The sequence below is a fragment of the Kribbella sp. NPDC050241 genome, from assembly GCF_044459685.1.
In the GTDB taxonomy this organism is placed as follows: Bacteria; Actinomycetota; Actinomycetes; order Propionibacteriales; family Kribbellaceae; genus Kribbella.
The window spans coordinates 154,070-178,128 of record NZ_JBITJE010000001.1 but is presented as its reverse complement, the minus strand read 5'-3'; the positions used below and the strand labels follow the sequence as shown (position 1 = coordinate 178,128).

Annotated in this window: 21 protein-coding genes; 5 read left to right on the top strand and 16 right to left on the bottom strand. The window is 68.6% G+C overall.

Annotated elements, in window-relative coordinates:
• The first annotated feature begins 111 nt into the window (after nucleotides 1-111).
• Nucleotides 112-1,611: a fibronectin type III domain-containing protein gene (locus ACIBG5_RS00805; protein ID WP_396389339.1), complete on the top strand. Its 1,500-nt coding sequence runs from the start codon at nucleotides 112-114 to the stop codon at nucleotides 1,609-1,611.
• Here ACIBG5_RS00805 and ACIBG5_RS00800 read toward each other — a convergent pair.
• From ACIBG5_RS00800 to ACIBG5_RS00780, 5 genes are read right to left on the bottom strand one after another with little or no spacing between them, the layout of a single operon-like run.
• Nucleotides 1,598-2,869, bottom strand: a complete 1,272-nt coding sequence (locus ACIBG5_RS00800; protein WP_396389338.1) for a hypothetical protein — start codon at nucleotides 2,867-2,869, stop codon at nucleotides 1,598-1,600. The genes ACIBG5_RS00805 and ACIBG5_RS00800 overlap by 14 nt on opposite strands.
• 9 nt (nucleotides 2,870-2,878) lie before the next feature.
• Complete coding sequence (locus tag ACIBG5_RS00795; protein WP_396389337.1) at nucleotides 2,879-3,667, bottom strand: WecB/TagA/CpsF family glycosyltransferase; 789 nt, start codon at nucleotides 3,665-3,667, stop codon at nucleotides 2,879-2,881.
• A gap of 3 nt (nucleotides 3,668-3,670) precedes the next feature.
• The gene (gmd, locus tag ACIBG5_RS00790; protein ID WP_396389336.1) at nucleotides 3,671-4,654 is read right to left on the bottom strand and encodes a GDP-mannose 4,6-dehydratase; all 984 of its coding nucleotides are present in this window, start codon (nucleotides 4,652-4,654) and stop codon (nucleotides 3,671-3,673) included.
• A complete protein-coding gene (locus ACIBG5_RS00785; RefSeq protein WP_393383478.1) occupies nucleotides 4,651-5,580 on the bottom strand; it encodes a GDP-L-fucose synthase family protein in 930 nt (309 codons plus the stop codon). Before ACIBG5_RS00785 ends, gmd begins: the two co-directional genes overlap by 4 nt.
• Entirely contained in the window at nucleotides 5,580-7,070 is a 1,491-nt protein-coding gene (locus ACIBG5_RS00780) for a sugar transferase (RefSeq protein WP_396389335.1), read from the bottom strand. Before ACIBG5_RS00780 ends, ACIBG5_RS00785 begins: the two co-directional genes overlap by 1 nt.
• A gap of 264 nt (nucleotides 7,071-7,334) precedes the next feature.
• Between ACIBG5_RS00780 and ACIBG5_RS00775 the strand changes: the two genes are divergently transcribed.
• Entirely contained in the window at nucleotides 7,335-8,018 is a 684-nt protein-coding gene (locus ACIBG5_RS00775; RefSeq protein WP_396389334.1) for a phosphatase PAP2 family protein, read from the top strand.
• A gap of 15 nt (nucleotides 8,019-8,033) precedes the next feature.
• Here ACIBG5_RS00775 and ACIBG5_RS00770 read toward each other — a convergent pair whose 3' ends face one another.
• From ACIBG5_RS00770 to ACIBG5_RS00720, 11 genes are read right to left on the bottom strand one after another with little or no spacing between them, the layout of a single operon-like run.
• Nucleotides 8,034-8,927, bottom strand: coding sequence for a phytanoyl-CoA dioxygenase family protein (locus ACIBG5_RS00770; protein WP_396389333.1), 894 nt, complete (start codon nucleotides 8,925-8,927; stop codon nucleotides 8,034-8,036).
• 54 nt (nucleotides 8,928-8,981) lie between these two features.
• Nucleotides 8,982-10,307: a glutamate-1-semialdehyde 2,1-aminomutase gene (locus ACIBG5_RS00765; protein WP_396389332.1), complete on the bottom strand. Its 1,326-nt coding sequence runs from the start codon at nucleotides 10,305-10,307 to the stop codon at nucleotides 8,982-8,984.
• Nucleotides 10,304-10,852, bottom strand: a complete 549-nt coding sequence (locus ACIBG5_RS00760; RefSeq protein WP_396389331.1) for a dTDP-4-dehydrorhamnose 3,5-epimerase family protein — start codon at nucleotides 10,850-10,852, stop codon at nucleotides 10,304-10,306. The genes ACIBG5_RS00765 and ACIBG5_RS00760 overlap by 4 nt, the downstream gene beginning before the upstream one ends.
• An 8-nt stretch (nucleotides 10,853-10,860) precedes the next feature.
• On the bottom strand, nucleotides 10,861-12,114 hold the full coding sequence (locus ACIBG5_RS00755; protein ID WP_396389330.1) for a polysaccharide pyruvyl transferase family protein: 1,254 nt from the start codon (nucleotides 12,112-12,114) through the stop codon (nucleotides 10,861-10,863).
• Nucleotides 12,111-13,061, bottom strand: coding sequence for a glycosyltransferase family 2 protein (locus ACIBG5_RS00750; RefSeq protein ID WP_396389329.1), 951 nt, complete (start codon nucleotides 13,059-13,061; stop codon nucleotides 12,111-12,113). The genes ACIBG5_RS00755 and ACIBG5_RS00750 overlap by 4 nt, the downstream gene beginning before the upstream one ends.
• On the bottom strand, nucleotides 13,058-14,368 hold the full coding sequence (locus ACIBG5_RS00745) for a hypothetical protein (protein WP_396389328.1): 1,311 nt from the start codon (nucleotides 14,366-14,368) through the stop codon (nucleotides 13,058-13,060). The genes ACIBG5_RS00750 and ACIBG5_RS00745 overlap by 4 nt, the downstream gene beginning before the upstream one ends.
• Nucleotide 14,369: 1 nt before the next feature.
• Complete coding sequence (locus tag ACIBG5_RS00740) at nucleotides 14,370-15,509, bottom strand: class I SAM-dependent methyltransferase (protein ID WP_396389327.1); 1,140 nt, start codon at nucleotides 15,507-15,509, stop codon at nucleotides 14,370-14,372.
• 14 nt (nucleotides 15,510-15,523) lie between these two features.
• On the bottom strand, nucleotides 15,524-16,189 hold the full coding sequence (locus ACIBG5_RS00735) for a PIG-L family deacetylase (RefSeq protein ID WP_360456036.1): 666 nt from the start codon (nucleotides 16,187-16,189) through the stop codon (nucleotides 15,524-15,526).
• A complete protein-coding gene (locus tag ACIBG5_RS00730; protein ID WP_360456039.1) occupies nucleotides 16,189-17,055 on the bottom strand; it encodes a glucose-1-phosphate cytidylyltransferase in 867 nt (288 codons plus the stop codon). The genes ACIBG5_RS00735 and ACIBG5_RS00730 overlap by 1 nt, the downstream gene beginning before the upstream one ends.
• A 31-nt stretch (nucleotides 17,056-17,086) precedes the next feature.
• Complete coding sequence (locus ACIBG5_RS00725; protein WP_396389326.1) at nucleotides 17,087-18,319, bottom strand: class I SAM-dependent methyltransferase; 1,233 nt, start codon at nucleotides 18,317-18,319, stop codon at nucleotides 17,087-17,089.
• Nucleotides 18,319-19,395 carry an NAD-dependent epimerase/dehydratase family protein gene (locus ACIBG5_RS00720; protein WP_396389325.1) on the bottom strand — a complete coding sequence of 359 codons (1,077 nt, stop codon included), beginning with the start codon at nucleotides 19,393-19,395 and terminating at the stop codon, nucleotides 18,319-18,321. Before ACIBG5_RS00720 ends, ACIBG5_RS00725 begins: the two co-directional genes overlap by 1 nt.
• Before the next feature lie 174 nt (nucleotides 19,396-19,569).
• Between ACIBG5_RS00720 and ACIBG5_RS00715 the strand changes: the two genes are divergently transcribed.
• The 3 genes from ACIBG5_RS00715 to asnB are packed head-to-tail and all read left to right on the top strand — an operon-like array spanning nucleotide 19,570 to nucleotide 24,039.
• On the top strand, nucleotides 19,570-20,892 hold the full coding sequence (locus ACIBG5_RS00715; RefSeq protein WP_396389324.1) for a nucleotide sugar dehydrogenase: 1,323 nt from the start codon (nucleotides 19,570-19,572) through the stop codon (nucleotides 20,890-20,892).
• Complete coding sequence (locus ACIBG5_RS00710) at nucleotides 20,889-22,118, top strand: glycosyltransferase family 4 protein (protein WP_360456052.1); 1,230 nt, start codon at nucleotides 20,889-20,891, stop codon at nucleotides 22,116-22,118. Before ACIBG5_RS00715 ends, ACIBG5_RS00710 begins: the two co-directional genes overlap by 4 nt.
• 1 nt (nucleotide 22,119) lies before the next feature.
• On the top strand, nucleotides 22,120-24,039 hold the full coding sequence (gene asnB, locus ACIBG5_RS00705) for an asparagine synthase (glutamine-hydrolyzing) (RefSeq protein ID WP_396389323.1): 1,920 nt from the start codon (nucleotides 22,120-22,122) through the stop codon (nucleotides 24,037-24,039).
• The last annotated feature ends 20 nt before the right edge of the window (nucleotides 24,040-24,059 follow it).

Genomic DNA, 24,059 nt, shown 5'->3' with positions numbered 1-24,059 from the left:
ACCCCTGCGGCTGTGGATCGGCAAAGGCCTGCCGGTCGTAGCCTGAGAGTCCGGGGAACTGCGGTACGGGGAAATCTGGGGTACTCGGGAACTGGTGAACTGGGGGGAATCATGGGGAGAAGACTGCTTGCTGTGCTCGGGGCGGCGGGTCTGGCGTTCGGCCTGATCCCGGTTCCACCAGCTGTCAGCACCGGCGCGTCGCTGACCGCCGTCGCCGGATCGTCCTGGCAGACCGACGCGAGTGTGCTCGGCCTGGCCGTTGCCAAGGGCAAGGCGTACGTCGGCGGCCGGTTCACGAAGGTCCGTCCGCCGGGTGCGGCTGCCGGGACGAACCAGACGACGCGGACCTATCTGGCCGCCTTCAATCAGACGACCGGTGCGCTCGACACGAGCTTCAACCACACCCTGAACGGTTTCGTCTGGGCGATCGTCGCGTCGGCCGACGGATCCCGGGTGTACGTCGGCGGTGACTTCACCCGCGTCGACGGCCAGGTGCGAAACCGGATCGCGGCGTTCGACACGGCAACCGGCGCGCTGGTGCCGACCATCAAGCCGAGCGTCTCGTACCGGGTCAAGGCGCTCGCGATCGGCGGGACCAGCCTGTACTTCGGGGGATCGTTCGGACTGGTCAACAACATCGCCAGGAACCGCGCGGCCGCGATCAGCACGGTCAACGGCGGCCTGCTGCCGTGGAACCCGAATGCGGACGCCGACGTGTACGCGATCGACGCGGCCGACGACAACTCGAAGGTCTATCTGGGCGGCACGTTCGCCAAGGTCGGCGGAGTGAATCGCTGGGCCGTCGCGAGTGTGAACAACTCGACCGGCGCACTGCTCCCGTTCGCCGCGGCGTCCGCCGTACCGCTACCGACCAGTGGGTGCACGTCCCGGGTGAAGGACATCGAGACGTCCGGGAATCGGGTGTACTTCGCCAACGCCGGTGACGGCGGTGGTTGCTTCGACGGGACCTGGGCCGCGGACATTGCCACCGGCAACTTGGTGTGGAAGAACACCTGTCTGGGCGCGACCGAGGCACTGACCATGGTGAACGGATGGCTGTTCAAGGGCTCGCACGCGCACAGTTGCCCGGGTGCCTTCAGCGACGGCACCGGCACGCATTTCCTGCTGCTGCAGAACCCGGCCAACGGGTCGCTCGGACCCTGGTTCCCGAACACGAACGCCGGTCCGCCGACGCTGGTCGGCCCGCTCGTGTCCGCGACCGGTGGGAGCGACTTGTGGGTCGGTGGCGACTTCACCAAGGTCAACGGGGTGGGTCAGCAGGGTCTCACCCGCTTCACGAACCTCGGCAATGGCGCCGCTCCCCTAGGCCCGGTCCTGCCGACGCTCTCCAGTACGACGGTTGGTCAGGTCAAGGCCACCGTCCAGACCTCGCTGGACAACGACGACATCACCCTGACCTATCGGCTGCTCCGCGGCGCCACCAACACGATCGTCGCCACCACCACCGCCAACTCCACCTTCTGGAGCCGGCCGACCATCACCCTGACCGATCCGAATGCCCCCTCCGGTACGACGCAGATGTACCGCATCGAGGCCTACGACGGCCACAACGCCGTACGAGGCGGCTACTCAACAATCACGGTGCGCTGACGGCGCGGCGGTGGGCGGCGATGGCTCGGTGGGCTTCGTTCCACCACAGGAGAAGGGTGCAGAACGAAGCAGTGGCCAGGCCCCAGGCGGCGCCTTTGGCATCGGCCAGGACGGCACCGCCGACGCCGAAGGTGATGAGGATGACGGAGGAGATGAGCCGGACGCGGAGGCCTCGGGTGGCGGCGGCGAGGGCGCGGAGGATGGCGAAGGCACCGGCATTGGAGGCCCCGAAAGCCTGCAGCAGGATGACGGGGATCAGTACGGCGTGAGCCTGCGTCCAGACTCCGGGTCCGAGTAGCTCACGGCCGACGACGGCCGGCAGCAGAAGGAAGACGGCTCCCCAGGCAAGGGCGCCCGCGCCGACGCCCAGCGAGATCGCGAGACCGACCAGCCACAGCCTGCGGTACGAATGGCGCAGGGCCCTGGCGGCTTCGGGGACGGAGATCATCCGGATGCCCTGGTTGATGACGTTCACGGGACCCAGCAGCACCTGCGCACCGCGGATGCCGGCCGTGGCGGCAAGACCGGCCGCGGCGGTGATGCCGAGCATGTAGACCTGGATCGTGCCGGAGACCGCGAGCATCTCCCCCATGTACTTCGGGGTGAGGTCCCAGTTCCGCCGTACCCATTCGCGGATCAACTGCCGACGCGGCGAGAACCCGGCCTGGAACCGCCCGGCGACAGCCGCGATCACCGCACCCAGTCCCCACGCGAACGTCACGGTGGACGCGGATGCCGTGTCGGTGAGATACAGCCCGCCGAAGATCACCAGCATCGCCAGCAACCAGATCAGGTCGTTGACGAGCGCCTTCTGCCCTTCCCCCACGACGAAGAACGCCCATCGCCACGCGTCCTGCAGTAGCAACCCCGGCATCGTCACCGCGAAGGCGATCAGCACCCCCTTCGACGGCACGCCGGGGAACGCCGCGATCCCCAGCGCCACGAGCATCCCGAGGAACCCGGCCAGTAACGCGGTCGCCGTACTGGCGCGCACTGCTCGTTCCCAGTCAGGAGTCCGGTCTCCGGAATGCCGGACTGCCAGCGGCTCGGTCGCGACCGCACGGGACACGTTCAACGCGATCGTGTAGCCGCCGAAGGCCAGCGCGTAGACACCGAAGTCAGCGACAGTGCTGGAGCGGGCGACGACGACACCGACCGCGAGATTGCTCAGACTCGACAGCGCCTGGTCGGCCAAACCCCAACTGGCGCGACCGGCCGGCCCGGCCAGCCGACGTAGCTTCGGCCGCCGGAACTTCACTGAAGCACTCTAGACCGGACGCGGAGGACGCCGGAGGATGCCGACGCCGAAACGCGGGATGCCCAGCAGATAGCGCTTCCAGAGCCGCCGCGGCTCCTTGTACAGCCGGTAGCTCCACTCCAGCCCGGACCGCTGCATCCACAGCGGCGCCCGGTCCATGCGGCCGGTGTGGAAGTCGAAGGCGGCGCCGACCCCGATCAGGATCGACGCGTTCAGGCGGTCCCGGTGCTCGGCCATCCAGCGCTCCTGCTTGGGCGCGCCGAGACCGACCCAGACGATGTCCGGCTTCGCCGCGTTGATCCGCGCGACGGCGGCGGCGTCCTCCGCCTCGGTGAGCGGCCGGTACGGCGGGCAGTCGGTACCGACCACCTTCAACGCGGGGTGGCGCTCCTGGAACGTGTCCCGCAGATCCTCGGCCACGCCCTCGGCGCCGCCGTAGAAGTACTGTGTCCAGCCCCGATCGGCAGCCTCTGCCATCACGCGCTCGAGCAGGTCCGGGCCGGCGACGCGCGCCATCCGGTCGAAACCGGCTCGCTTGCCCGCCCACACCAGCGGCATCCCGTCCGCGACCGTCAGCCCGGCGTTGTTGTAGACCTCGGTCAACCGCTCGTCGGCGCGAGCGTGCAGCAGCGCGTTCACGTCCGACACGCAGACCAGTTGCCGCTCACCGTGGTCGATCCAGCGCGCGAACGTCTCGACCGTCTCGTCCAGATCGGTCACGCTCACGTGGATCCCGAGTACGTCGACGCGGTCGTGCGCCGACGTGGCGAGCCGGGGGTCAGTGGTCTCCGCAGTCATTCCTCAGTCCTCGCGGGTCAGCGCGGCCAGGTCCGCGTCGACCATGATCCGGACCAGCTCGGGCACATGCACCTGGGCTTTCCACCCGAGCTCGGTCGTGGCTTTGGACGCGTCCCCGATCAGCGAGTCCACTTCGGTCGGGCGTTCGTACCGCGCGTCGTAGTCGACGTACTGCTCCCAGTCCAGCCCGACGTGGTCGAACGCCAGCGAGACGAAGTCGCGGACCGAGTACGACGTCCCGGTCGCGATCACGTAGTCGGCCGGGGTGTCGTGCTGCAGCATCCGCCACATGCCCTCGACGTATTCCGGCGCATAGCCCCAGTCGCGGGAGGCCTCCAGGTTGCCCAGGTACACCCGCTGCTCCAGGCCGAGCTTGATCCGGGCCACCGCGCGGGAGATCTTCCGCGTCACGAAGGTCTCGCCACGCCGCGGGCTCTCGTGGTTGAACAGGATCCCGTTCACCGCGAACATGTCGTACGCCTCGCGGTAGTTCCGGGTCATCCAGTAGCTGTAGAGCTTGGCCGCGCCGTACGGCGACCGTGGGTAGAACGGGGTCTCCTCGTTCTGCGGCGGCGGCGTCGCACCGAACATCTCCGACGACGACGCCTGGTAGAACCGGCAGTCCAGCCCGATCATCCGGATCGCCTCGAGCAGCCGCGTCGTCCCCATCCCGGTGGTGTCACCGGTGTACTCCGGCTCGTCGAAGCTGACCCGGACATGGCTCTGCGCGGCCAGGTGGTAGACCTCGGCCGGCTGGATCGACGCCAGCAAAGTGACGAGCCGCGACCCGTCGGTCAGATCGCCGTAGTGCAGGAACAGCCGCTTGTCCTTCGCGTGCGGATCCTCGTACAGGTGGTCGATCCGGCGCGTGTTGAACGTCGACGCCCGGCGGATCAGGCCGTGGACCTCGTAGCCCTTGGCCAGCAGCAGCTCCGCCAGGTACGACCCGTCCTGCCCGGTGATCCCGGTGACGAACGCCTTCTTCATGAGGTCTGCCCCTGATACCAGGCGTAGGTGGCCGCGACGCCTTCCTCGAGCCCGATCGACGGCTTCCAGCCGAGTGCCCGCAACCGGCTCACGTCGAGCAGCTTGCGCGGCGTACCGTCCGGCTTGGACAGATCGTTGCTGATGGCACCGGTGTAGCCGACCACCCGGGCCACCAGTTCGGCCAGCTCGCGGATCGTCACGTCCTCGCCGACGCCGACGTTGATCGGCTCCGGCTCGTCGTAGTGCTCCAGCAGGTGCAGGCACGCGTCGGCCAGGTCGTCGACGTGCAGGAACTCCCGCCGCGGCGTCCCGCTCCCCCACAGCACGACCTCAGCGGCATCGGTACGACGGGCGTCGTCGAACCGCCGGATCAACGCGGGCAGCACATGCGAGCTGGTCAGGTCGAAGTTGTCGTTCGGACCGTAGAGGTTGGTCGGCATGGCCGAGATCCAGCGCAGCCCGTACTGGCGGCGGACCGCCTGGACCTGCATGATGCCGGCGATCTTGGCGATCGCGTACGCGTCGTTGGTCGGCTCCAGTTCACCGGTCAGCAGGCTCGACTCGCGGATCGGCTGGTCGGCGTACTTCGGGTAGATGCAGGACGAGCCGAGGAACAGCAGCCGGGGCGTGCGGACCTCGAGGGCCGCGTCCATCAGGTTCACCTGGATGCGCAGGTTGTCGCTGAGGAACTCGGTCGGGTGGTCGCGGTTCGCGAGGATGCCGCCGACGCGGGCCGCCGCGTCGATCACCACGGCCGGCCGGTGGTGGGCCAGGAACGCGAACGTCGCGGCCCGGTCCCGCAGGTCCAGGTCCGCCGACGACGCACCGATCAGTTGGGTGAAGCCGGCCGCTTCCAACCGCCGCCAGATCGCGGATCCGACCAGGCCGCGGTGGCCCGCGACGTACACCGGTGCTTTCAGGTCCATCAGTACGCTCCTGCGCCGTAGATCACCGCGCGCACGGTCTTCCAGAGAATCAGCAGGTCCAGCGTCATCGACCAGTTGTCGACGTACCGCAGGTCGAGCCGGACCGACTCGTCCCAGGACAGGTCGCTGCGGCCGCTGACCTGCCACAGTCCCGTGATGCCGGGCTTGACCAGCATCCGACGGGAGTCGTCGGCAGCGTACAGCGCGACCTCCTCCGACAGCGGAGGGCGGGGGCCGACCAGGGACATGTCGCCGCGCAGCACGTTGAACAGCTGCGGGAGCTCGTCGAGCGAGAAGCGGCGGATCCACCGGCCGAACGGGGTCATCCGCGGGTCGTCGCGCATCTTGAAGATCACGCCGTTGCCGTCGCTCAGGGCGAACAGGTCACCGAGCCGCTGCTCGGCATCGGCGTACATGCTGCGGAACTTCAGCATGGTGAACTCGGCGCCGCCCCGGCCGACCCGCTGCTGACGGAACAGCACGGGTCCGGTGCTGGACAGCCGGACGGCGATCGCGAGACCGATCAGCACCGGCGCGAGCAGGACGATCATCCCGAGCGCCAGGATCCGGTCGAAGACCGCCTTCATCAGGTGCGGTCCGCCGCTGACCGACGGCCGCTCCAGGTGCAGCAGCGACAGACCGGCGACCGGCCGGACGGAGATGCGCGGACCGGCGACCTCGATGATGCCGGGCGAGACGATCAGCTCGATGCCGCGCTGCTCCAGGGCCCACGAGAGCCGGCGCAGCGACTGCCCGACGAGCTCGGGCTCGGTGGCGATCGCGACAACCTCGACCGCGTGCCGGTCAGCGGCGGCCAGGATGTCCGGCTCGTCCAGCTCCTCCGGCGGCATCGGCCCGGTCCCGTGCTGGTCGCCGCGTGGGCGGCAGGTGGCCACGACGCGGAAGCCGTCCGTCGGACGGCTCTCCAAGTGCTCACAAAGTGTTGCGGCCGGGCCATTTCGCCCGACCACGAGAACCCGATGCATGCAGCGGCCTCTGACCCGGTGCCGGTGCAGGTCCTTGCGCAGGGCGTACCGCAGTACCAAGGCGGAACCGACCATCACCGGAATCGCGAGTACGACGAAGCCGCGCGCGATCTCGGTCTTGGTCACGTACGCCGCCATCGCGACGGCTGCGGTGAGGCCGACTCCGGACCGCAGTAGCGACCGGAACTCGTCCGGTCCGGCACCGAAGTAGCGAGGGTCGTACCCCTTGGACATGGCGACCGCGCCGACCCAGGCCAGCGGGAGTACGCTGCTGACAATCAGATAACCGCTGCCGACGTGGTAGCCGAACCGGGTCAGCAGAGCGATGGAGACACCGAGCATGGCCGCGAGCAGGTCACCGCCGACGGCGGCCCAGCGGTACACACCGATCCAGCGCGGCTCGGTCGATCGCGATGGGAGCGGGACGATCGCCGGCACCTCGTGCGGAAGCACCCACAGCGGACGGCGGCCGTCAACCGCGTCCGGCGCCTCTGCTCCGCTCACAACGGCCCCTTGCTCCAAGCTGCAAGTGGACGAACACGGTACGTGTCCGTCGCAGCGTGCAGTCTGCCATCAACACTGTCCAACGGAGATCGCCACCCACGGTGACGACAAAGCATGCGTGCCCCACATCCCCAGAAGTTCACCCGCCCGTCGGCGGCGCGACATCGCAGAGTACTACGACCGAGGGCCGTCGGCGACGGCGGCTCAGGAACCCTTGGATAGAATTTGCGTCGGGGTGCGGGACTGGTGGGGTGGGGGTAAGAAATGGCGTCGCAGGATGCTGCTCGGCCGCGTGCAGCCATGCGGCCGGCGTTGGTGCCGGCGGTCCGCGGGCCGGCCGTCGTACTGGCGGTCATCGGGGCGGTGCTGTGGATCGTCCCGGCCGTGCTGTACGCCGGCGACACCGGTCCGAGCCGGCTGGATGTCCGGGTGCAGAACCTGGTCGACGACTCGCCCGCCGGGGTGTGGAATCTCGTCCGCGTGATGGACTGGCTCGGGGAGCCTGCCGGCCGGGTCGTCCTGGTGCTCGTCACCGCCGCGCTCTGCCTGATCGCGGGACGCCAGGCTCTGGCAATCGCCGCCGTCCTCGGCATCGTGACGACCAGCGTGCTCACGACGGCGCTCAAACCGCTGGTGAATCGCCGGATCCACGACGACTTCCTGTCCTATCCCAGCGGACATGTCGCCGCGGCCACAGCGGCGGCGATGGTGATCGGCCTGCTCCTGGCCGACCTGCTGCGCACGGGCCGGATCGCGGGTACGGCGATCCTGCTCGCCGTCACCGTCATCGGCGGTGGTCTCAGCGCGTTTGCACAGATCCACCTGACCGCCCACTACCCCACCGACGCGCTCGGCGGCTTCGGCTGCGGGCTGTTCGTGATCCCGCCGACGGCGCTGGTGATGAACCGGCTCGCCCGGATGCGAGCGGCCCGGCCGGCGTCGGAGTGACGCCGGCCGGAGCAGTCAGGCGATCGCGTGGCTCGGCGTGTCGTACTCACTGACGATGTCGGCCGGGATGTGCTCCAGGTCGCTGACCCGAAGGTAGTCGCCCATCGTCGTACCGGTGCACTCCGAGTCGATGTTCGGCGCCGACCGGCGGTCCATCGCGTCGCCCAGGTGCACGGTCCGCAGGTCGATACTGAACCGCGTCCGGCCCGAGGTGTTCGGCACGCTGGAGTGCAACTGCGCACCGGAGAACAAGATGATGCCGCCCGGCTTGCAGATCGGCCGGATCTGCGGCACCAGTTCCACCTCTTCCTCCGGCACCGGCTGGACCCGGGTGTCGGTGCCGATCTGGGTCGCGGCGATCGTCCGGCTGGTCGCGTTCCACTCCGCGTAGTTGTAGACCCGGGAGCTGTTCTTGACCGGGGTCTGCCAGTACTTCGGATGGAAGGCGAGCCCGTTGTCCGCGGTGATCGGGAAGATCGGCAGCCACCAGTTGAGCTGGAAGTGCGGCGCCGAGTACCAGGTGTCGCGGTGCGGGTGGAAGGCGAACGCGATCCCGGTGGTCAGGTAGTCGTTCGACGTCGAACTCCGCATCCGCGGTACGTCGAAGTAGACCTGCTCGGTGTCGCAGCCGAAGTCGGCCAGCATCGCCTGGATCAGCCGCTTCGACTCCGGGTGATGGATGAAGCGCGGCTTGAGTTCGGCCAGCAGCGCCGCGTAGTCCTCGACGGCCATGTCGAACTGTGCCGTCTCCGGATCGAGCGGTGCGAACGCCGCCCGGGCCATCTCACCGGCGAACTCGGTGAGGGCCAGAGTGGACGGCCGTGGTGAGTAGACGAACAGGTCGCCGTCGTACAACTTCTGCCTGCGTTCGTCGTCACCGAACTCGGCGTCGACATAGATGGAATGCATGATGTAACCCCCCTCTTAGGGAACCGGCCCCGCGCCGGCTCTTCGCCGAACCGTCTACGCAAATCGGCGGAACACCGGCTGGACCGGACGTCCGCCCATCCACCCCCTCGGGTCGTCGGCGTCGAGCGCCTTGCGGTAGACGACACATGCCTGCGCGACCACCTCGACCGTGCGGGCGATGTCCTCGTCGGTCAGGGCCGCGCTCACGACGAACGACGGACCGACCACCCCACCGAGGATCAGCTCACGCAGGAACAGCGTCCGGTAGTCCTGGGACGGCTGCAGGTCCTGGTCGAGGGTCGCGAAGACCAAGTTGCTGGAGCGGCCGCGGGTCACCACGTGATCGCCGACACCGGCCGCCTCGGCCACCTCGCGGACGCCGCCGGCCAGCCGGTCGCCCAACGCGTGCAGCCTGGCTGCGATGCCTTCCTTCTCGTAGGTGTCCAGCACCGCCATCGCCGCGGCCAGCGAGTGGCTCTCGGCGCCGTGCGTGGTGGAGAGCAGGAAGACCCGTTCGCGGTCGTCGCGCAGGCCACCCCGCTCCATGAACTCGCGCTTCCCGGCCAGTGCCGAGATCGCGAAGCCGTTGCCGAGTGCCTTACCGAATGTCGAGAGGTCGGGCGTGACGCCGTACACGGCCTGCGCGCCGGCCTCCGACCAGCGGAAGCCGGTGATCATCTCGTCGAAGATCAGCAGGCAGCCGTGCCGGTGGGCCAGGTCCCGCAGGCCGGCCAGGTAGCCGTCCGGCGGGTCGTGCTGGGTGGCTGCCTCCAGGATCAGGCAGCTGACCTGTCCTTCGTGCTCCCGCAGCAGCCGCTCGGTCGCGGGCAGATCGCCGTACGGGAAGCGGACCGTCAGGTCGGCGGCCGAACCGGGGATGCCGGCCGACATCGCCGTGGTCGAGATGAACCAGTCGTCGATCGAGAAGAACGGCTGGTCCTGGCAGATCGCCACCAGCGGCCGGCCGGTGGCGGCCCTGGCCAGCTTGACGGCGGCGGTGGTGACGTCCGAGCCGTTCTTGGCGAACTTGACCATCTCGGCCGTCTGCACGGTCGCCAGGAAACGTTCGGCGGCATCGAGCTCGATCACACCCGGCCGGACGAAGTTCGTGCCCAGGCCGAGCTGGGTGCGGACCGCTTCCAGCACCGCCGGGTGGGCGTGCCCGAGGCTGACCGCGCGCAGGCCGGATCCGTACTCGACGTATTCGTTGCCGTCGGCATCCCAGACGTGGGCGCCGCGACCATGCGTCATCACCGGCGCCATGTTCTCCGGGTACTGGTCCACCCCCTTGGCGTAGGTGTGCGCGCCACCGGGTACGACGTCCTGCAATCGTGCGTTCAGCTCGACCGAACGGCCGAACGACTTCTCCGTCGGTGTCATATCAGCCTCCTGCTGGCCTCCGCCAGCGACGGTGCGGCCTTGTCCCGCTCGGACATCAGCGTTGCCGGCAGCGGCCACTCGATGCCCAGACCCGGGTCGTCGTACCGGATCGACACGTCCTCCCTCGGGTCGTGGGCCCGGTCGATCCGGTACGACACGTCGGCCGGATCGGTCAGAGCCTGGAAGCCGTGCGCGCAGCCGGCCGGGACGTACACCGTGACCTGGTTCTCGCCGGTCAGATCGAAGTACTCCGTGTTCCGGTAGGTCGGTGAGTCCGGCCGCAGGTCGACCACCACGTCGAGCACGGCACCGGACGAGCAGCGCACCAGCTTGGCCTCGCCGGCCCCGGACCGCACGTGCATTCCACGGACGACACCCTTGACCGAGCGGGAGATGCTGTCCTGCTCGAACGCGTCGGGATCGAGCCCGGCCGCGGCGACCACCGCACGGTCGAAGGTGCGGCAGAAGAAGCCGCGCTCGTCCACGTAGGGCTCAGGCAGGAACAGCAGCGCGCCGGCGATCCTCGGAACCTGAATGACGTCCATCGATCCTCCTACTGGCCGCTGCCTGTCGCCATCGGCCGTCCGGCGCCGAAGAACCGGTCGGACAGTACGGCGAACTGCTGCTCGAGCTGCTCGGCGTACTCGGCGTTCTTCTCCTGCATCACGGCCTCGAGGCCGCCCGCACGCGCCTCGAGCGCCCGCAGCTGGTCCATCAGCCGGGTCACGTCGAGGTCCTTGATCGGCTGCCGGAACTCGGCCAGCCGCATCCCCTCCATCAGGATGTCGTTCTTGACCGCGTAGCTGACCGAGATGGTCGGCTTCGACAGCTTCAGCGCCGACTGCACGTTGTGGTAGCGAGAGGCAACGACCAGGTCGACACTGGCCAGCTGCTCCATCAGTTCGCCGAGCGAGTCCGCGGGTTCCCGGACCAGTCGCTCGTCGACCAGGTCCGGCCGGGTCCGGCGCAGGTCGTCGGAGATGGCGGTGACGACGGCCTCGTCGGCCGGGTCGCCGGTGACGAGCCGGATCCGGTAGCCCTCGTCGACGACCTGGCGAGCGAACTCGACGATCTTGCCGACGTACTCGGTGTAGATCTCGTTCGACCGGGACCGGTCGGTCGATGCGCCGTGGTACTCCATCACGCCGAGGCCGATGGTCCGGCGCGGATCGCGCGACTCCGGCTCCTTGGGTTCCGGCAGCGCGAACGCGAGGTCCGGGTAGACCGCGTCGTTGCTGGTGTCCAGTCCCATCTGCCGCATCGCGTCGCGCGAATAGCTGTCGCGATAGGACCGGTACGTCGCCATCCGCGCGGCGTTGGTGAACAGGTAGCGGATCGACCGTTCGCGCGCGAAGTTCGCGCCGATGCTGACGAACGCGACCTGCGCTCCCACGATCCGGGCCGACAGGCACATCAGGAACAAGGCGTACGGAAATCCCCACGGGTTCAGCTCGAGCGTCGTCTCCAGCACGCCCATGCCCGGCACGATGATCAGGTCGTAGCGGCGCAGCAGCAACGGCATCCGGACCAGGTCGGCGAACTTGCCGAAGATCTTGCGGGCGATCGTGGTCACCCGGGACCGGCCGGGACCGTGGGCCTGGAACCAGGTCATCGCCGTCGCCGGGATGCCGTACTGGCGCTCCAGCGTCTCCGGGCCGGAGCAGACGCAGCTGATCTCCGCCTCCGGGTGGTCGCGCCGGAGGAACCACAGCATCGCGTCGAGCGACCCGTGGTTGCCGAGGTTGCCCGATCCCAGCAGGCCGAAGATGGCGATCCGCGGCGGCCTGCCCGCAACGGCGACGCTCATCCCTGTGCGACCCTCCTCGGACCGGCCACCGCCGAGCTGTCCGGAATCGGCATCGGGGCGCTCGGCGGCGCGCTGTCCTCGATCCGCTGCTTCGATCCGGGTTTGGCCCGGCTGGCCATCCAGCGGATCAGCTGCGCGTAGCACCCGCGCCGCTGCGCGGACGACAACGGCGCCCGGCGGATCGCGCCGACGAAGCCACCGATGTACTCGGCCAGCAGCCGGACGGTGGGATGCCGCAGCCGGCTGGCCCGCCGCGGCTCCATGTTCGCCGAGCGGGACCGGATGGTCGGCTTGGCCCGCTCGGCCCGGTCCGGGTGGTCCCGGCGGAAGAACAGGAGTTCGGGGACCTGGTAGAACCGGCCGTGCAACGCCAGTTCGGCGATGATCGTCCGGTCCGAGTGGTGGTAGCTCGCGTTCAGCGGCGTACGGCGCAACACGTCGGAGCGCATCACGCCGTAGAAGTCGTCGCCGCCGACCGCGGACAGCTGGCTGCGGAACCGCTCGACCGGGTTCGGGTCGTCGGTGGCCAGCGGGTAGTCGACCTTCAGCACGATGTCGCCGTTGCCGTCGATGATCGCCTGGTGGGCGTGCGCCAGCACGATTCCGGGGTCGGCATCCAGCGCTTCGACGCACCGCAGCAGCAGGTCCTGGCCGTACAGGTCGTCGTACGACGCCCACTTGAACAGCTCACCGCGGGACTGTTCGAAGGTCCAGTTGTGATTCGGTGTGGCGCCGATGTTCACCGGCTGCCGGAAGTAGCTGATCCGCGAGTCTCTCGCCAGGTAGTCGCGGCAGATCTCCGCGGTCCGATCGGTCGACGCGTTGTCCGAGATGATCAGCTCGAAGTCGGTATAGGTCTGTCCCAGCAGGGCGTCCAGGGACTCGGCCAGATACTTCTCCCCGTTGTAGACCGGGAGGCCGACGCTCAGCCGTGGTACAGCGTTCATGTGCTCCTCATTTCTGGCATCTCCTGTATCTCTGCGGCCTCGGGAGGCTGGACGACCTCGACCGGTTCGGCAGCCTCGGCTTCCAGCTGCGCCCACCGCTCGCGGATCCCCACCCCGAAGCTCCACCACCACACGATCGCGCCGACGAACGTCGCACAGGCCGCACCCCAGGACGACCCGAGCGCACCGGCGATCGCAGCACCGCCGACACCGCCGATCAGGTACGCCGCCGACGCCCACAACTGGGCGCGGAGGCTCCTCCTGGCCACGCCGAGTGCACGCAGCCCGGCCGACGCACCGGTGTAGAAGCTTGCGAACATCACCGACAAAGTTGCCGGTAGCAACAGTGCGGACGAGGTCAGCCACACCTCACCCAGCAGCGCGTGGCCCCATCCGTCCGGCAGGGCGAACAACAGCGCCAGGCCCCACGCCAACGCGGCGAAGGCCTGTGCCCCACCGAGCAGCAGGCAGAACCACGGCAGCGCCCGTGGCCGCCGGCGAAGGACCCTGGCGGCTTCCGGAACCGCCACCAGACCGATCCCGGACAGCACGATGAAGAACGGGCCCAGCATCATCTCGGCGCCGCGGACGGTACCGACCGCAGCGATCCCGGCGAGGGCACCGAGACCGTACATCTTGAACTGGTAGGCACCGCTGATGGTCAGGTTCTCCGCCAGGTAGCGCAGCCCGAGATCCCGGTGCTGCCGCAACCAGTCGAGCGCCCTGAACAACCGCGGTGCGACGCCTGCCTGCAGACCACTGACCAGCGCGGCGAACGCCCCGGCCACTCCCCAGGCCAGCACGAACCGGGTGACACTGGGGTCCCGCGACGCCAGGTAGAGCAGCGGGACGAGCGCGGTGGCCCAGGTGATGTCGGCGACGAACGCCTTGCCACCCTGGCCGGACGAGAAGAATGCGAACCGCCAGCTGTCCTGCAGCATCAGGCCCGGGAGCACGATCCCCAGCGCGACGAACGCCGCACCCGGCCTGCCGCCGAGCGCGACACCAACGAGGACACAGATCGTGCCCATGATCAGACCGACCGCGATCGCCATCCCGGTCGAACTTGCCACTGCCTTCCGCCACACCGGCCTGGGCACTCCACTGAACCGCACCGCCAACGGGTCGGTGGCGAGGCCGCGGGAAATGTTCACCACGACCCCGTACGTCACCCACGCGAGGCTGAAGGCGCCGAACTCCACGGCACCCAGCGATCGCGCGACGACGATACCGACCACGAAGCTGACCAGGCTGGTCACAGCCTGGTCAGCGAGTCCCCAGGTGAGGCGGCGCAGAACACCTTTCATGTCAGCCCACGACTTCGTGCGGTTCGGGCAGCGGGACCAGGTACGTGGCACCCCAGCCGCCACCGGCTTCGAGTTGGGAGATGACCTCGTCGGCGATGTCCCAGGTCAGTACCAGGACGACATCCGGCTGTGCGGCCCGCAGTTCGTCGATCGGCCGGATCGGGACACCACAGCCGCCGGGGATCCGGCGTCCGTGCTTGCCCGGTGCGGCGTCGACAGTGAACTCCAGCAGGTCGGTCCCGATCCTGCTCAGGTCGAGCAACACCGGCGCCTTCGACGGAGCGCCGTACCCGAGCACTGTGCGCCCGGCGGCCTTGTGCCGGACCAGTTCGTCGTGCAACGCGCCGGCGGCGTGCCACGCGGCCTCCTGCAGGCTGGCCAACTGGACTTCCTCGGCGATGCCGGCCGCGTCCTCGTCCTCCAGCAGTACGTCGACCGATGCGTCCGGCTTGGCATCGTCCGCGTGCCGCAGCATCACCATCAGGCTGCCGCCGAACATGTCGACCTGGCGCACCGACTCGACCGCGAGCCCGTGCAGGGCGGACAGCCGCTTCACCGCTCCGAGAGACAGGTACGACCAGTGGCCGTGCCGGATGGTGTCGAACTGGTTGCCGATGAACAGCGGCAGCAGGTGGTGGAATTCCAGCACCAGCAGACCGCCCGGTGCGAGCCGTTCGGCGCGCAGCCGCAGCATCTCGCCGACCGACGGCTCGTGCGCGATGCCATGCACGTCCACGACCAGGTCGGCTCGTTCGCCGTCATCGGCCAGCCGGCAACCGGCGGCGTACAGGTGCTCGAGCCAGGAGCCACCGTGGTGGCTGGCGAACTCGAAGACCACTCCACCGGTGAGCTCCGGGTAGTCTCTCAGCAGTTCCTTCACCGACGATTCGGCGTGCGCGATGCTCGTCGCCGACTCGACCGCCAGCGGCGGTTCGGGCAGCTGCGGCTCGACCGGGCCGAGCTGCACCAGCGTGCAGTCGCGGCACAGCCACAGCTCCAGCGGCCAGCGCGGATCGGGCCCCGGCGTGTCCGCCGTCGGGAAGTAGTCGGCACACGGCTGTGCACCGAGATCCACCACGGGTACGACGTTCTCCCCCGCGCACCCACGACACTTGAAGCTCGCCTCTTCTTGATCTCGCACTGCATCCCCTCCGGTCACCATGTCAACGTCGCCTTGGCCGTGGTGAACGCTTCGGCGTACCGCGCGCGGCACTCCATCCCGCGCAGCCGGGCCAGTCCGGCGAAGACTTCTTCGTCGAACCAGTCGTGCGGGACCTGGGACGGGTAGGCCTTGCGCAGCAGGGCGATCTTGTCGCGCAGCTGCTCCTCGGTCAGTTCGACGTACAGCCACGGCCGGCTGATGTCGCCGTCCCACTTGGGGATCTCGTAGTGCAGCACCAGTTGGTCCCGCCAGACCGTCGGCGCCAGCTCGGCGATCAGGCGGTGGTCCTGGTGCGCGTCGGTGCGGCTCGGCGCCAGCACCAGGTCCGGGCGCCGGGACGAACCGGTCTGCGCGGCCCGAGCCGTTGCCTCGAGCAACTCCTTGGTCTCGTTCCAGTACGACGGCAGCCGGCCGTCCGGCAGCTCGGCCGAGGTGACGGTCACCTCGCACTCGGGCAGGAACAGCTCCGCCGCGCGGCGGGCCTCCTCCAGCCGGAGTGCGGACCCGGTCGCGATGACGAACTCGGCGGTCAGCTCCGGCACCGACTCGGCCAGCTTCAGCAGCGTGCCGCCGCAGCCGATCTCGATGTCGTCCGGGTGGGCGCCGAGGGCAACCAGATGAACCGGTCCGTCGATCAGGCCGAGCTGGAACGGCAGCATCAGATCGCCACCACTACAGGGTCGTCGCCGACGGATCCGGCCGGAGCGTCGAAGCCCTTGTCCATCACCTGACCACGCTGCGCGCGGGCCTCGTGGCTCCACAGTGCCCACGGCTTCTTGCCGGACCGGTACAGCTCCTCGAGCTGACTGCGCTCCTTGAGGGTGTCCATCGGCGCCCAGAACCCGTGGTGCGGGATGGCCTCGAGCCTGCGCATCGCGGCCAGCCGCGGGAACGCGTCGCCGACCAGATCCTCGTCCTCGTGCAGGACGTCGAAGATCTCCTTCTTGATGACGAAGTAACCGCCGTTGATCCACGCGTTCAGGTCGGCCGCCGACCGCAGCCCGGTGACCCGGGCGTCGGTGCCGAACTCGACCACGTGGAAGGACGCCTGCGGCGGCACCGCGAGCAGGCTGGCGGTGATGTCACTGGTCATCACGTGGTCGACGATCTTGTCCATCGGAGCGTCGGTCAGCACGTCGCCGTAGTTGGCCAGGAACGCGTCGTCGTCCTCGAGGTACGGCCGGACCCGGCGCAACCGCTCACCGATGCTGGTGTCGATCCCGGTGTCGACGAAGGTGATCTTCCACTCGCTGATGTCGGAGTCGAGCAGCTGGATCCGTTGCCCGCCCTTCGACATCACGAAGTCGTTGGAGACCGTCTCCTCGTACCGCAGGAAGTACTCCTTGACCGCGGACCCCCCGAAGCCCAGGCACAGGATGAACTCGGTGTGGCCGAAGTGTGCGTAGTAGCGCATCACGTGCCACAGGACCGGCCGGTCGCCGATCGTCATCATCGGTTTCGGCGCGGAGTCCACTCCACTGCGCATCCGCAGCCCGAACCCCCCACAGAAGATCACGACCTTCATCGCGCTGTTCCTTCCCCCCACTGAGTGCTTGTCAGATCACTTCGAGACGCGGGATGGGTACGACGAACTTCGCGCCCCACTCCCGTGCGTAGCCGAGCTGGTGGACGATCTCCTCCCGCAGGTTCCACGGCAGGATCACGATGTAGTCGGGGCGCGTCTCGGCGAGGCGCTCCGGGGCGAAGATCGGGATGTGTGTGCCCGGCAGGTACATGCCGTGTTTGTGCGGGCTGCGGTCGACCGTGTACGGCAGCAGGTCCTCGCGGATGCCGCAGTGGTTCAGCAGCGTGTTGCCCTTGCCGGGTGCGCCGTAGCCGGCGACCGACTTGCCGTCGCGCTGGGCCTGGATCAGGAACTCCAGCAGGTCGGACTTGATCGTGAAGACCTCGGTCGCGAAGCCCAGGTGGCCCTCGACCGTGTGCAGGCCGGCGTCCGCCTCGTCCTGCAGGACCTTCCCGACCAGCTCGGTCGGTTCGCCCGCGGTCTCGATCGGCGTCGACATGACCCGCAGCGAACCGCCGTGGCTGGCCAGTTCCTGCACGTCGACGACCTTCAGGCCGGCCTTCTCCAGCGCCAGCGCGGCGGTCTTCAGGCTCAGGTACGAGTAGTGCTCGTGGTAGATCGTGTCGTACTGGCGACGCTCGATCAGCCGGAGCAGGTGCGGGAACTCCAGCGACACCAGGCCGTCGTCCTTCACCAGCGCGCGCAGGCCCTTGGCGAAGTCGACGATGTCCGGCACGTGCGCGAACACGTTGTTGCCGACGACAAGGTCTGCCTGTCCGTGCCGGGCCGCCGCGTCCTTGCCGGTCTCCTCGCCGAGGAAGTAGCTCTCGGTCCGGATGCCCTTCTCTCCTGCGATCGCGGCGATGTTCGCGGCCGGCTCGATGCCGAGCACCGGGATGCCGAGCGCCGTCGCGTGCTGCAGCAGGTAGCCGTCGTTGCTGGCCGCCTCGACGATCAGGCTCTCCGCGCCGAGGTCGAGCCGCTCCTGCATGTCCACGACGAACCGGCGGGCGTGCTCCACCCAGCTGGTCGAGTACGACGAGAAGTACAGGTAGTCGCTGAACACGTCGTCGGCCGCGACGTACGCCGGGAGCTGGACCAGCAGGCAGTTGTCGCAGATCCGGACGTTCAGCGGGTAGAAGGTCTCACCGCTGTCGATCTGGTCGGCGCGCAGGAAGCTCTCGCACGGCGGGGACATGCCCAGGTCGACGAACGTCCGCGTCAGTGTCTCGCCACAGAGGCGGCAGGCGACTGATTCCCCCATCAGTGCTTCTCCTTGAATAGTGCGTCCCCGGGACCGGGGAACTGCTCGTCGGTCTGGCGGCGCAGCTGGTCGTCGACCAGGCCGGCACCGAGCAGCTGCTGGATCCGGCGCAGCCGGACGAACTGCGCGGAGTTGAAGTCCTCGAGCGTCAGGCCGTGCCGCTCGTACGCGGCGGCCAGTTCGTCCGCGCCCCTGCGCACCGTCCACGCCAGCTTCAGGTTCGGGAAGGTGTCCTTGAGCTTGCTGAAGTCGACCTTGTAGTTGCGCAGGTCCGGTCCGGCGCCGTCGGCGATCGACAGGGTCGAGCCGGGCACCGCCTCGCGGACCATCTCGGCGATGTCGCGGACCTGGACCACGTCCTCGGACCGGCCGACGTTGAACGCCTGGTCGTGGATCACCTCGCGTGGCGACTCGAGCACCGTCAGGAACGCCCGGCTGATGTCCTCGATGTGCACCAGCGGCCGCCACGGCGTCCCGTCGCTCTCCAGCCGCACCTGCCCGGTCGTCATCGCGATCGCGGTCAGGTTGTTCACCACGATGTCGAGCCGTAGCCGGGTGGACACGCCGTACGCGGTCGCGTTGCGTAGGTAGGTCGGGCTGAAGGTGTCATCGGCAAGCTTCGACAGTTCCTTCTCGGCCAGCGCCTTGGTCTCGCCGTACGGCGTGACCGGGTACATGTCCGCGTCCTCACCGACCGCCTCGGAGCCGGCCGCGCCGTACAGGCTGCAGGAGGAGGCGAACAGGAACCGCTCGATGCCGGCGTCCTTGGCCGCCTGGGCCACCTTGAGCGTCCCGTCCAGGTTCACCGAGTACGTCGCGTCGCGGTTCAGATGACCGAGCGGATCGTTCGACAACGCGGCCAGACACACCACGGCGTCGTACCCCTCGAGCTCGGCCGCGGTGACGTCCCGCATGTCGCGCGGTCTCCGGTTCCCGATCGGATCCGGTCCTCCCAGCAGGTCGCACCCCTCGTACAACCCGGTGTCCAGCCCGTCCACCTGATGCCCGGCATCGCGCAGGAACGGCACCATCACAGCGCCGATATATCCCCGGTCCCCGGTGACCAGAACCCTCATCCGTCGCTCCCTCACCCCAGCACTGGTCTGTCGCCCAATACAGATCGGCGACCGGGCCGCCTGATACACGCAATTTCTTCCGGCGGTGTGTATCAGGGGGCGGCCGCGGCTGCTCTTCTCTGCGCTGCTGCCGTACGTGGGGGATGCCCGCGTCATGAGCCTGTGGGGGGCGTTATGAAGGTTGCCGTATTCGGCTTGGGCTATGTGGGGTCAGTGACGGCTGCGTGCCTGGCTGCCAACGGCCACGACGTCTGGGGCGTCGATGTCGATACTGCGAAGGTCGGTCCGATCACCGGGGGACACAGCCCGGTGGTCGAACCGGGCCTGGACGAACTGGTGGCGGACGGAGTCACCGCGGGAAGACTGCATGCGACCACCGATCCGCGACTCGTGCTGGAACGCGCCGACGTCTCGCTGATCTGTGTTGGGACGCCGTCGACCGCGGCGGGCAGTACCGACCTGACCTACATCCGGCGGGCGGTCCGCGACATCGCCGAGGCGGCGCATGTCGCCGAACCGCCGGAATCCGGGTTCCACAGCATCGTGGTCCGGAGCACGGTCCCGCCGGGAACCGTGGACGAGGTCGTCGCGCAGGTGCTGGCCGACGTACCGGTCGCCGAGGGTTTCACCTTCGGTACGGCGATGTGCCCGGAGTTCCTGCGGGAAGGATCCGGGCTGGCCGACTTCTACGATCCACCCTTCGTCGTCGTCGGGACACGCAACGCGAAGGTCGGCACCGCCCTGACCGACCTGTTCGGGTTCCTCGGCGTCGACGTTCAGGTTGTCGACGTCCGGACCGCTGAGGCGCTCAAGTACGCCTGCAACGCGTTCCACGCGACCAAGGTGTCGTTCGCCAACGAAATGGGCCGGATCTTTCGGTACTACGGCGTGGACTCGCGCGAGGTCATGCGGATCTTCGTCCAGGACACCAGCCTCAACATCTCGCCGTACTACCTGCGGCCTGGGTTCGCGTTCGGCGGCTCGTGCCTGCCGAAGGACCTGCGCTCGGTCCTGCACCTGGCCCGGGTCAACGACACAGACCTGCCGCTGCTCGCCGGAACGCTGGCGACCAACGAGCTGACTGTCCGTGACGTCGTCGATCGGGTCGTGGCCGGCCCGGGACGCGAGATCGCACTGCTCGGCCTCAGTTTCAAGCACGCGACCGACGATCTGCGCGAGAGCCCGAGCGTCGAGCTGGCCGAACGGCTGATCGGTAAGGGCTACAACCTGCGTATCTACGACGCGATCGTGAACCCGAGCCGCCTGGTCGGCGCGAACCTACGGCACGTGACGTCGAAGCTGCCGCACCTGCAACGGGTGCTGACCGACGACCCGACCGCGGCGCTCGCCGGCGCGGACCTGGCGATCGTGTCGGCGACCGACACCGCCGCGATCGACGCCCTGCTGAGCACTCCGCCTTCCCGGACCATCGACCTCAGCGGCCGGCTCGGCAACGCCGTCGAGGCGCTGCCCGGATACGAAGGAGTCGGCTGGTGAGCGGTCCGCGCGTACTGATCATCATCCAGAACCTGTGGGTGCCGTTCGACCGCCGGGTCTGGCTGGAGTGCCAGGCCCTGGTGGCGTCCGGGTACGAGGTGACCGTCGTTTGCCCGAAGGGCCCGGGCGACCCGTCGTACCAGGTCATCGACGGGGTGACCGTGCACCAGTACAAGGCCTACTCCCCCGGCGGCAGCAAGATCGGGTTCGTCGCGGAGTACGCGTACTCGTTCCTGGCGACGCTGCGGCTGGTGCTGCGGGCGCGCAAGGCCGGCACGTTCGACGTACTGCAGGCGTGCAACCCGCCGGACATCTTCTGGCCGATCGCGATGCTGCTGCGCCGGCTGGACCGGACCAAGTTCGTCTTCGACCACCACGACCTGTGCCCGGAGCTGTTCCAGTCCCGCTTCGGCGGTACGACGAGCCTGCCGTACAAGGGACTGCGGTTCCTGGAGCGGATGACGCACCGCAAGGCCGACCACGTGACCTCGACCAACGATTCCTACCGCCGGATCGCGATCACGCGCAGCGGCAAGGCGAACCACGACGTGACAGTGGTCCGCACCGGGCCCGACCCGGACAAGTTGCGCCGCGGCGGGGTGGACGAGTCGCTGCGCCGTGGTCACCGCTACCTGGTCACCTACATCGGCGTGATGGGACCGCAGGACGGGGTCGACATCGTGGTCCGCGCGGCGGATCACATTGTCAACAATCTCGGCCGGACCGACATCGCGTTCACGCTGATGGGTGGCGGTGACTCCTTCGACGACGTGGTCGCACTGCGGGACGAGCTCGGCCTCGCCGAGCACGTCGAGTTCACCGGCCGGGTGCCGGACGAGACGGTACGCGCGGTCATGTCGACCGCGGACGCCGGCCTGTCGCCGGACCCGAAGAATCCGCTCAACGACGTGTCCACGATGAACAAGACGATGGAGTACATGGCCTTCGAGCTCCCGGTCGTCGCCTTCGACCTGATCGAGACCAAGGTCTCCGCCGAGGACGCCGCGGTGTACGTCGAGCCCAACGACGTCGCGAAGTACGGGCAGGCGATCGTCGACCTGCTCGACGACGAGGTCCGGCGCCGCCGGATGGGCCGGCTGGGCCGCGAACGGGTCGAGCAGGTGCTCGCCTGGAAGCACCAGCAGAAGGCCTACCTCGAGGTGTACGACGGCCTGACCGGTCACGTCAGCGAGGTCGGCGACGTGGCCCGGGCCACGGGGTCCTGAGGTGTGCGGCATCGCCGGCTGCTACCAGCAGCACGACGGCTTCGCGCTGGCCGAGACGATGAGCGACCGGATCGCGCACCGCGGTCCGGACGCCGACCATGTCTACCGGTTCGAGGACGGTGACGTGCGGGCGCACCTCGCCCATCGTCGATTGTCGATCATCGACCTGTCGTCGGGCGCGGACCAGCCGTTCACCAAGCGCGGCCTGACGATCTGCTACAACGGCGAGCTCTACAACTACAAGGAACTGCGCGCCGAGCTGTCCAGGTCGGGCGTCGCGTTCCGGACCAGCTCGGACACCGAAGTGGTGCTCGAGGCGTGGCGGCGCTGGGGTCCGGCCGCACTGTCGCGGTTCCGCGGCATGTTCGCGTTCGCGATGCTGGACGAGGACAGCGGCAGCATGTACCTGGCCCGCGACCCGCTCGGCATCAAGCCGCTGTACTTCCTGCGCCGCGAGGGCGGCGTGGTCTTCGCATCCGAGCTGAAGGCGCTGGTCGCCGCGGTCGGATCGGAGCTCCGCACCGAGCCCGGCGCGTTGATCGCGTCGATGCTCTATTACTGGCTGCCCGAGCAGTGCTGCGCGATCGACGGCGTGGAGAAGTTGCCGCCGGGTTCGTGGGCCGAGTTCCGGCCGGACGGCAGCAGCCGGCACGAGACGTACTGGCGCGTGACCGACATCGCGACCCAGGCAGCCGCCGGGCCGCGGGCTGATCTGCGGACGGTGATCGAGGAGTCGGTCGCCGCGCACATGGTTGCCGACGTGCCGGTGTCGACGTTCCTGAGTGGCGGCCTCGACTCGAGCCTCGTCACCGTGCTGGCGAAGCGGCTCGATCCGGGTGTCGACTCGTACACGATCACGTTCCGCGCGCAGGACCAGCGGCTCGAGGCGATGCCCGACGACGCGATCTACGCGCGCAAGGTGGCGCAGCAGTTCGGCATCGACCTTCACGAGATCGAGATCGCTCCGGACGTGGTCGACCTGCTTCCGCGGATTGTCGACACGCTCGACGAGCCGATCGGTGACCCGGCCGCGATCAACACCCTGCTGATGTGCGACGCCGCGCGCGCCGCCGGTGTCAAGGTGCTGCTGTCCGGGATGGGCGCCGACGAACTGTTCGGTGGCTACCGCAAACACCTCGCCTGTGTGATGGGAGCGCAGTACCAGCGGCTCCCCGGCGTACTGCGGAACGGTCTGATCGGCCCGGCAGTACGGCGGATGCCGGTCACCGTGAACGGTCGCGGACTGCGATACGCCCGCTGGGCGAAGCGGTTCCTGACATTCGCGGACCTGCCGGAGGAGACGGCGTTCCGGCGCAGCTACACGATGTACGACGGTGACCAGCTGACCGGACTGCTGAGCCCGGACCTGGAGCCGTACGTCGGGAAGCTGCTGTCGGAGCACAGCGACATCTATCACGACACGACGCTCGACGATCACGTGAACCGGATGTGCCTGGCGGACTCGCGGATGTTCCTCCCCGGCCTCAACCTGGCCTACACCGACCGGTCCAGCATGGCCGCATCGACCGAGGTCCGGACGCCGTTCGTCGACCCGATCGTCGCCGCGGCGGCGTTCTCGATCCCGGGCAGCGAGAAGATCCACCGCCGGCAGGGCAAGCTCGCGCTGAAGAAGGCGGCCGAGGCCTGGCTGCCGAAGGAGATCATCTACCGGCCGAAGGCGTCGTTCAGTGCGCCGCTGCGGGCCTGGGTCCGCAACGACCTGCGGGAACTGGTCGACGACACCTTGCTCCGCGGCGAACTCGTCGGCAGCGGCTTCCTCCAGCAGGCCGCCGTACAGCGGCTGGTCGACGACGAGCGCGCCGGTCGCGAGGACTACTCGAAGCAGATCTGGCAGCTGCTGACGCTGGAGACCTGGACCCGCCACATGCGCTCCCTGGGCGTGACTATCACCTCACTCTGAAGGCTCCACACTCTCTGAAG

Excerpts from the sequence above, each read along its gene's own strand:
- ACIBG5_RS00750 (WP_396389329.1), bottom strand. The coding sequence starts at position 13,061 with ATGAACGCTGTACCACGGCTGAGCGTCGGCCTCCCGGTCTACAACGGG.
- ACIBG5_RS00715 (WP_396389324.1), top strand. The coding sequence starts at position 19,570 with ATGAAGGTTGCCGTATTCGGCTTGGGCTATGTGGGGTCAGTGACGGCT.
- ACIBG5_RS00720 (WP_396389325.1), bottom strand. The coding sequence starts at position 19,395 with ATGAGGGTTCTGGTCACCGGGGACCGGGGATATATCGGCGCTGTGATG.
- ACIBG5_RS00760 (WP_396389331.1), bottom strand. The coding sequence starts at position 10,852 with ATGGACGTCATTCAGGTTCCGAGGATCGCCGGCGCGCTGCTGTTCCTG.
- ACIBG5_RS00755 (WP_396389330.1), bottom strand. The coding sequence starts at position 12,114 with ATGAGCGTCGCCGTTGCGGGCAGGCCGCCGCGGATCGCCATCTTCGGC.
- ACIBG5_RS00775 (WP_396389334.1), top strand. The coding sequence starts at position 7,335 with ATGGCGTCGCAGGATGCTGCTCGGCCGCGTGCAGCCATGCGGCCGGCG.
- ACIBG5_RS00725 (WP_396389326.1), bottom strand. The coding sequence starts at position 18,319 with ATGGGGGAATCAGTCGCCTGCCGCCTCTGTGGCGAGACACTGACGCGG.
- ACIBG5_RS00805 (WP_396389339.1), top strand. The coding sequence starts at position 112 with ATGGGGAGAAGACTGCTTGCTGTGCTCGGGGCGGCGGGTCTGGCGTTC.
- ACIBG5_RS00795 (WP_396389337.1), bottom strand. The coding sequence starts at position 3,667 with ATGACTGCGGAGACCACTGACCCCCGGCTCGCCACGTCGGCGCACGAC.
- ACIBG5_RS00770 (WP_396389333.1), bottom strand. The coding sequence starts at position 8,927 with ATGCATTCCATCTATGTCGACGCCGAGTTCGGTGACGACGAACGCAGG.
- ACIBG5_RS00765 (WP_396389332.1), bottom strand. The coding sequence starts at position 10,307 with ATGACACCGACGGAGAAGTCGTTCGGCCGTTCGGTCGAGCTGAACGCA.
- ACIBG5_RS00785 (WP_393383478.1), bottom strand. The coding sequence starts at position 5,580 with ATGGACCTGAAAGCACCGGTGTACGTCGCGGGCCACCGCGGCCTGGTC.
- ACIBG5_RS00730 (WP_360456039.1), bottom strand. The coding sequence starts at position 17,055 with ATGAAGGTCGTGATCTTCTGTGGGGGGTTCGGGCTGCGGATGCGCAGT.
- gmd (WP_396389336.1), bottom strand. The coding sequence starts at position 4,654 with ATGAAGAAGGCGTTCGTCACCGGGATCACCGGGCAGGACGGGTCGTAC.
- ACIBG5_RS00745 (WP_396389328.1), bottom strand. The coding sequence starts at position 14,368 with ATGAAAGGTGTTCTGCGCCGCCTCACCTGGGGACTCGCTGACCAGGCT.
- ACIBG5_RS00735 (WP_360456036.1), bottom strand. The coding sequence starts at position 16,189 with ATGCTGCCGTTCCAGCTCGGCCTGATCGACGGACCGGTTCATCTGGTT.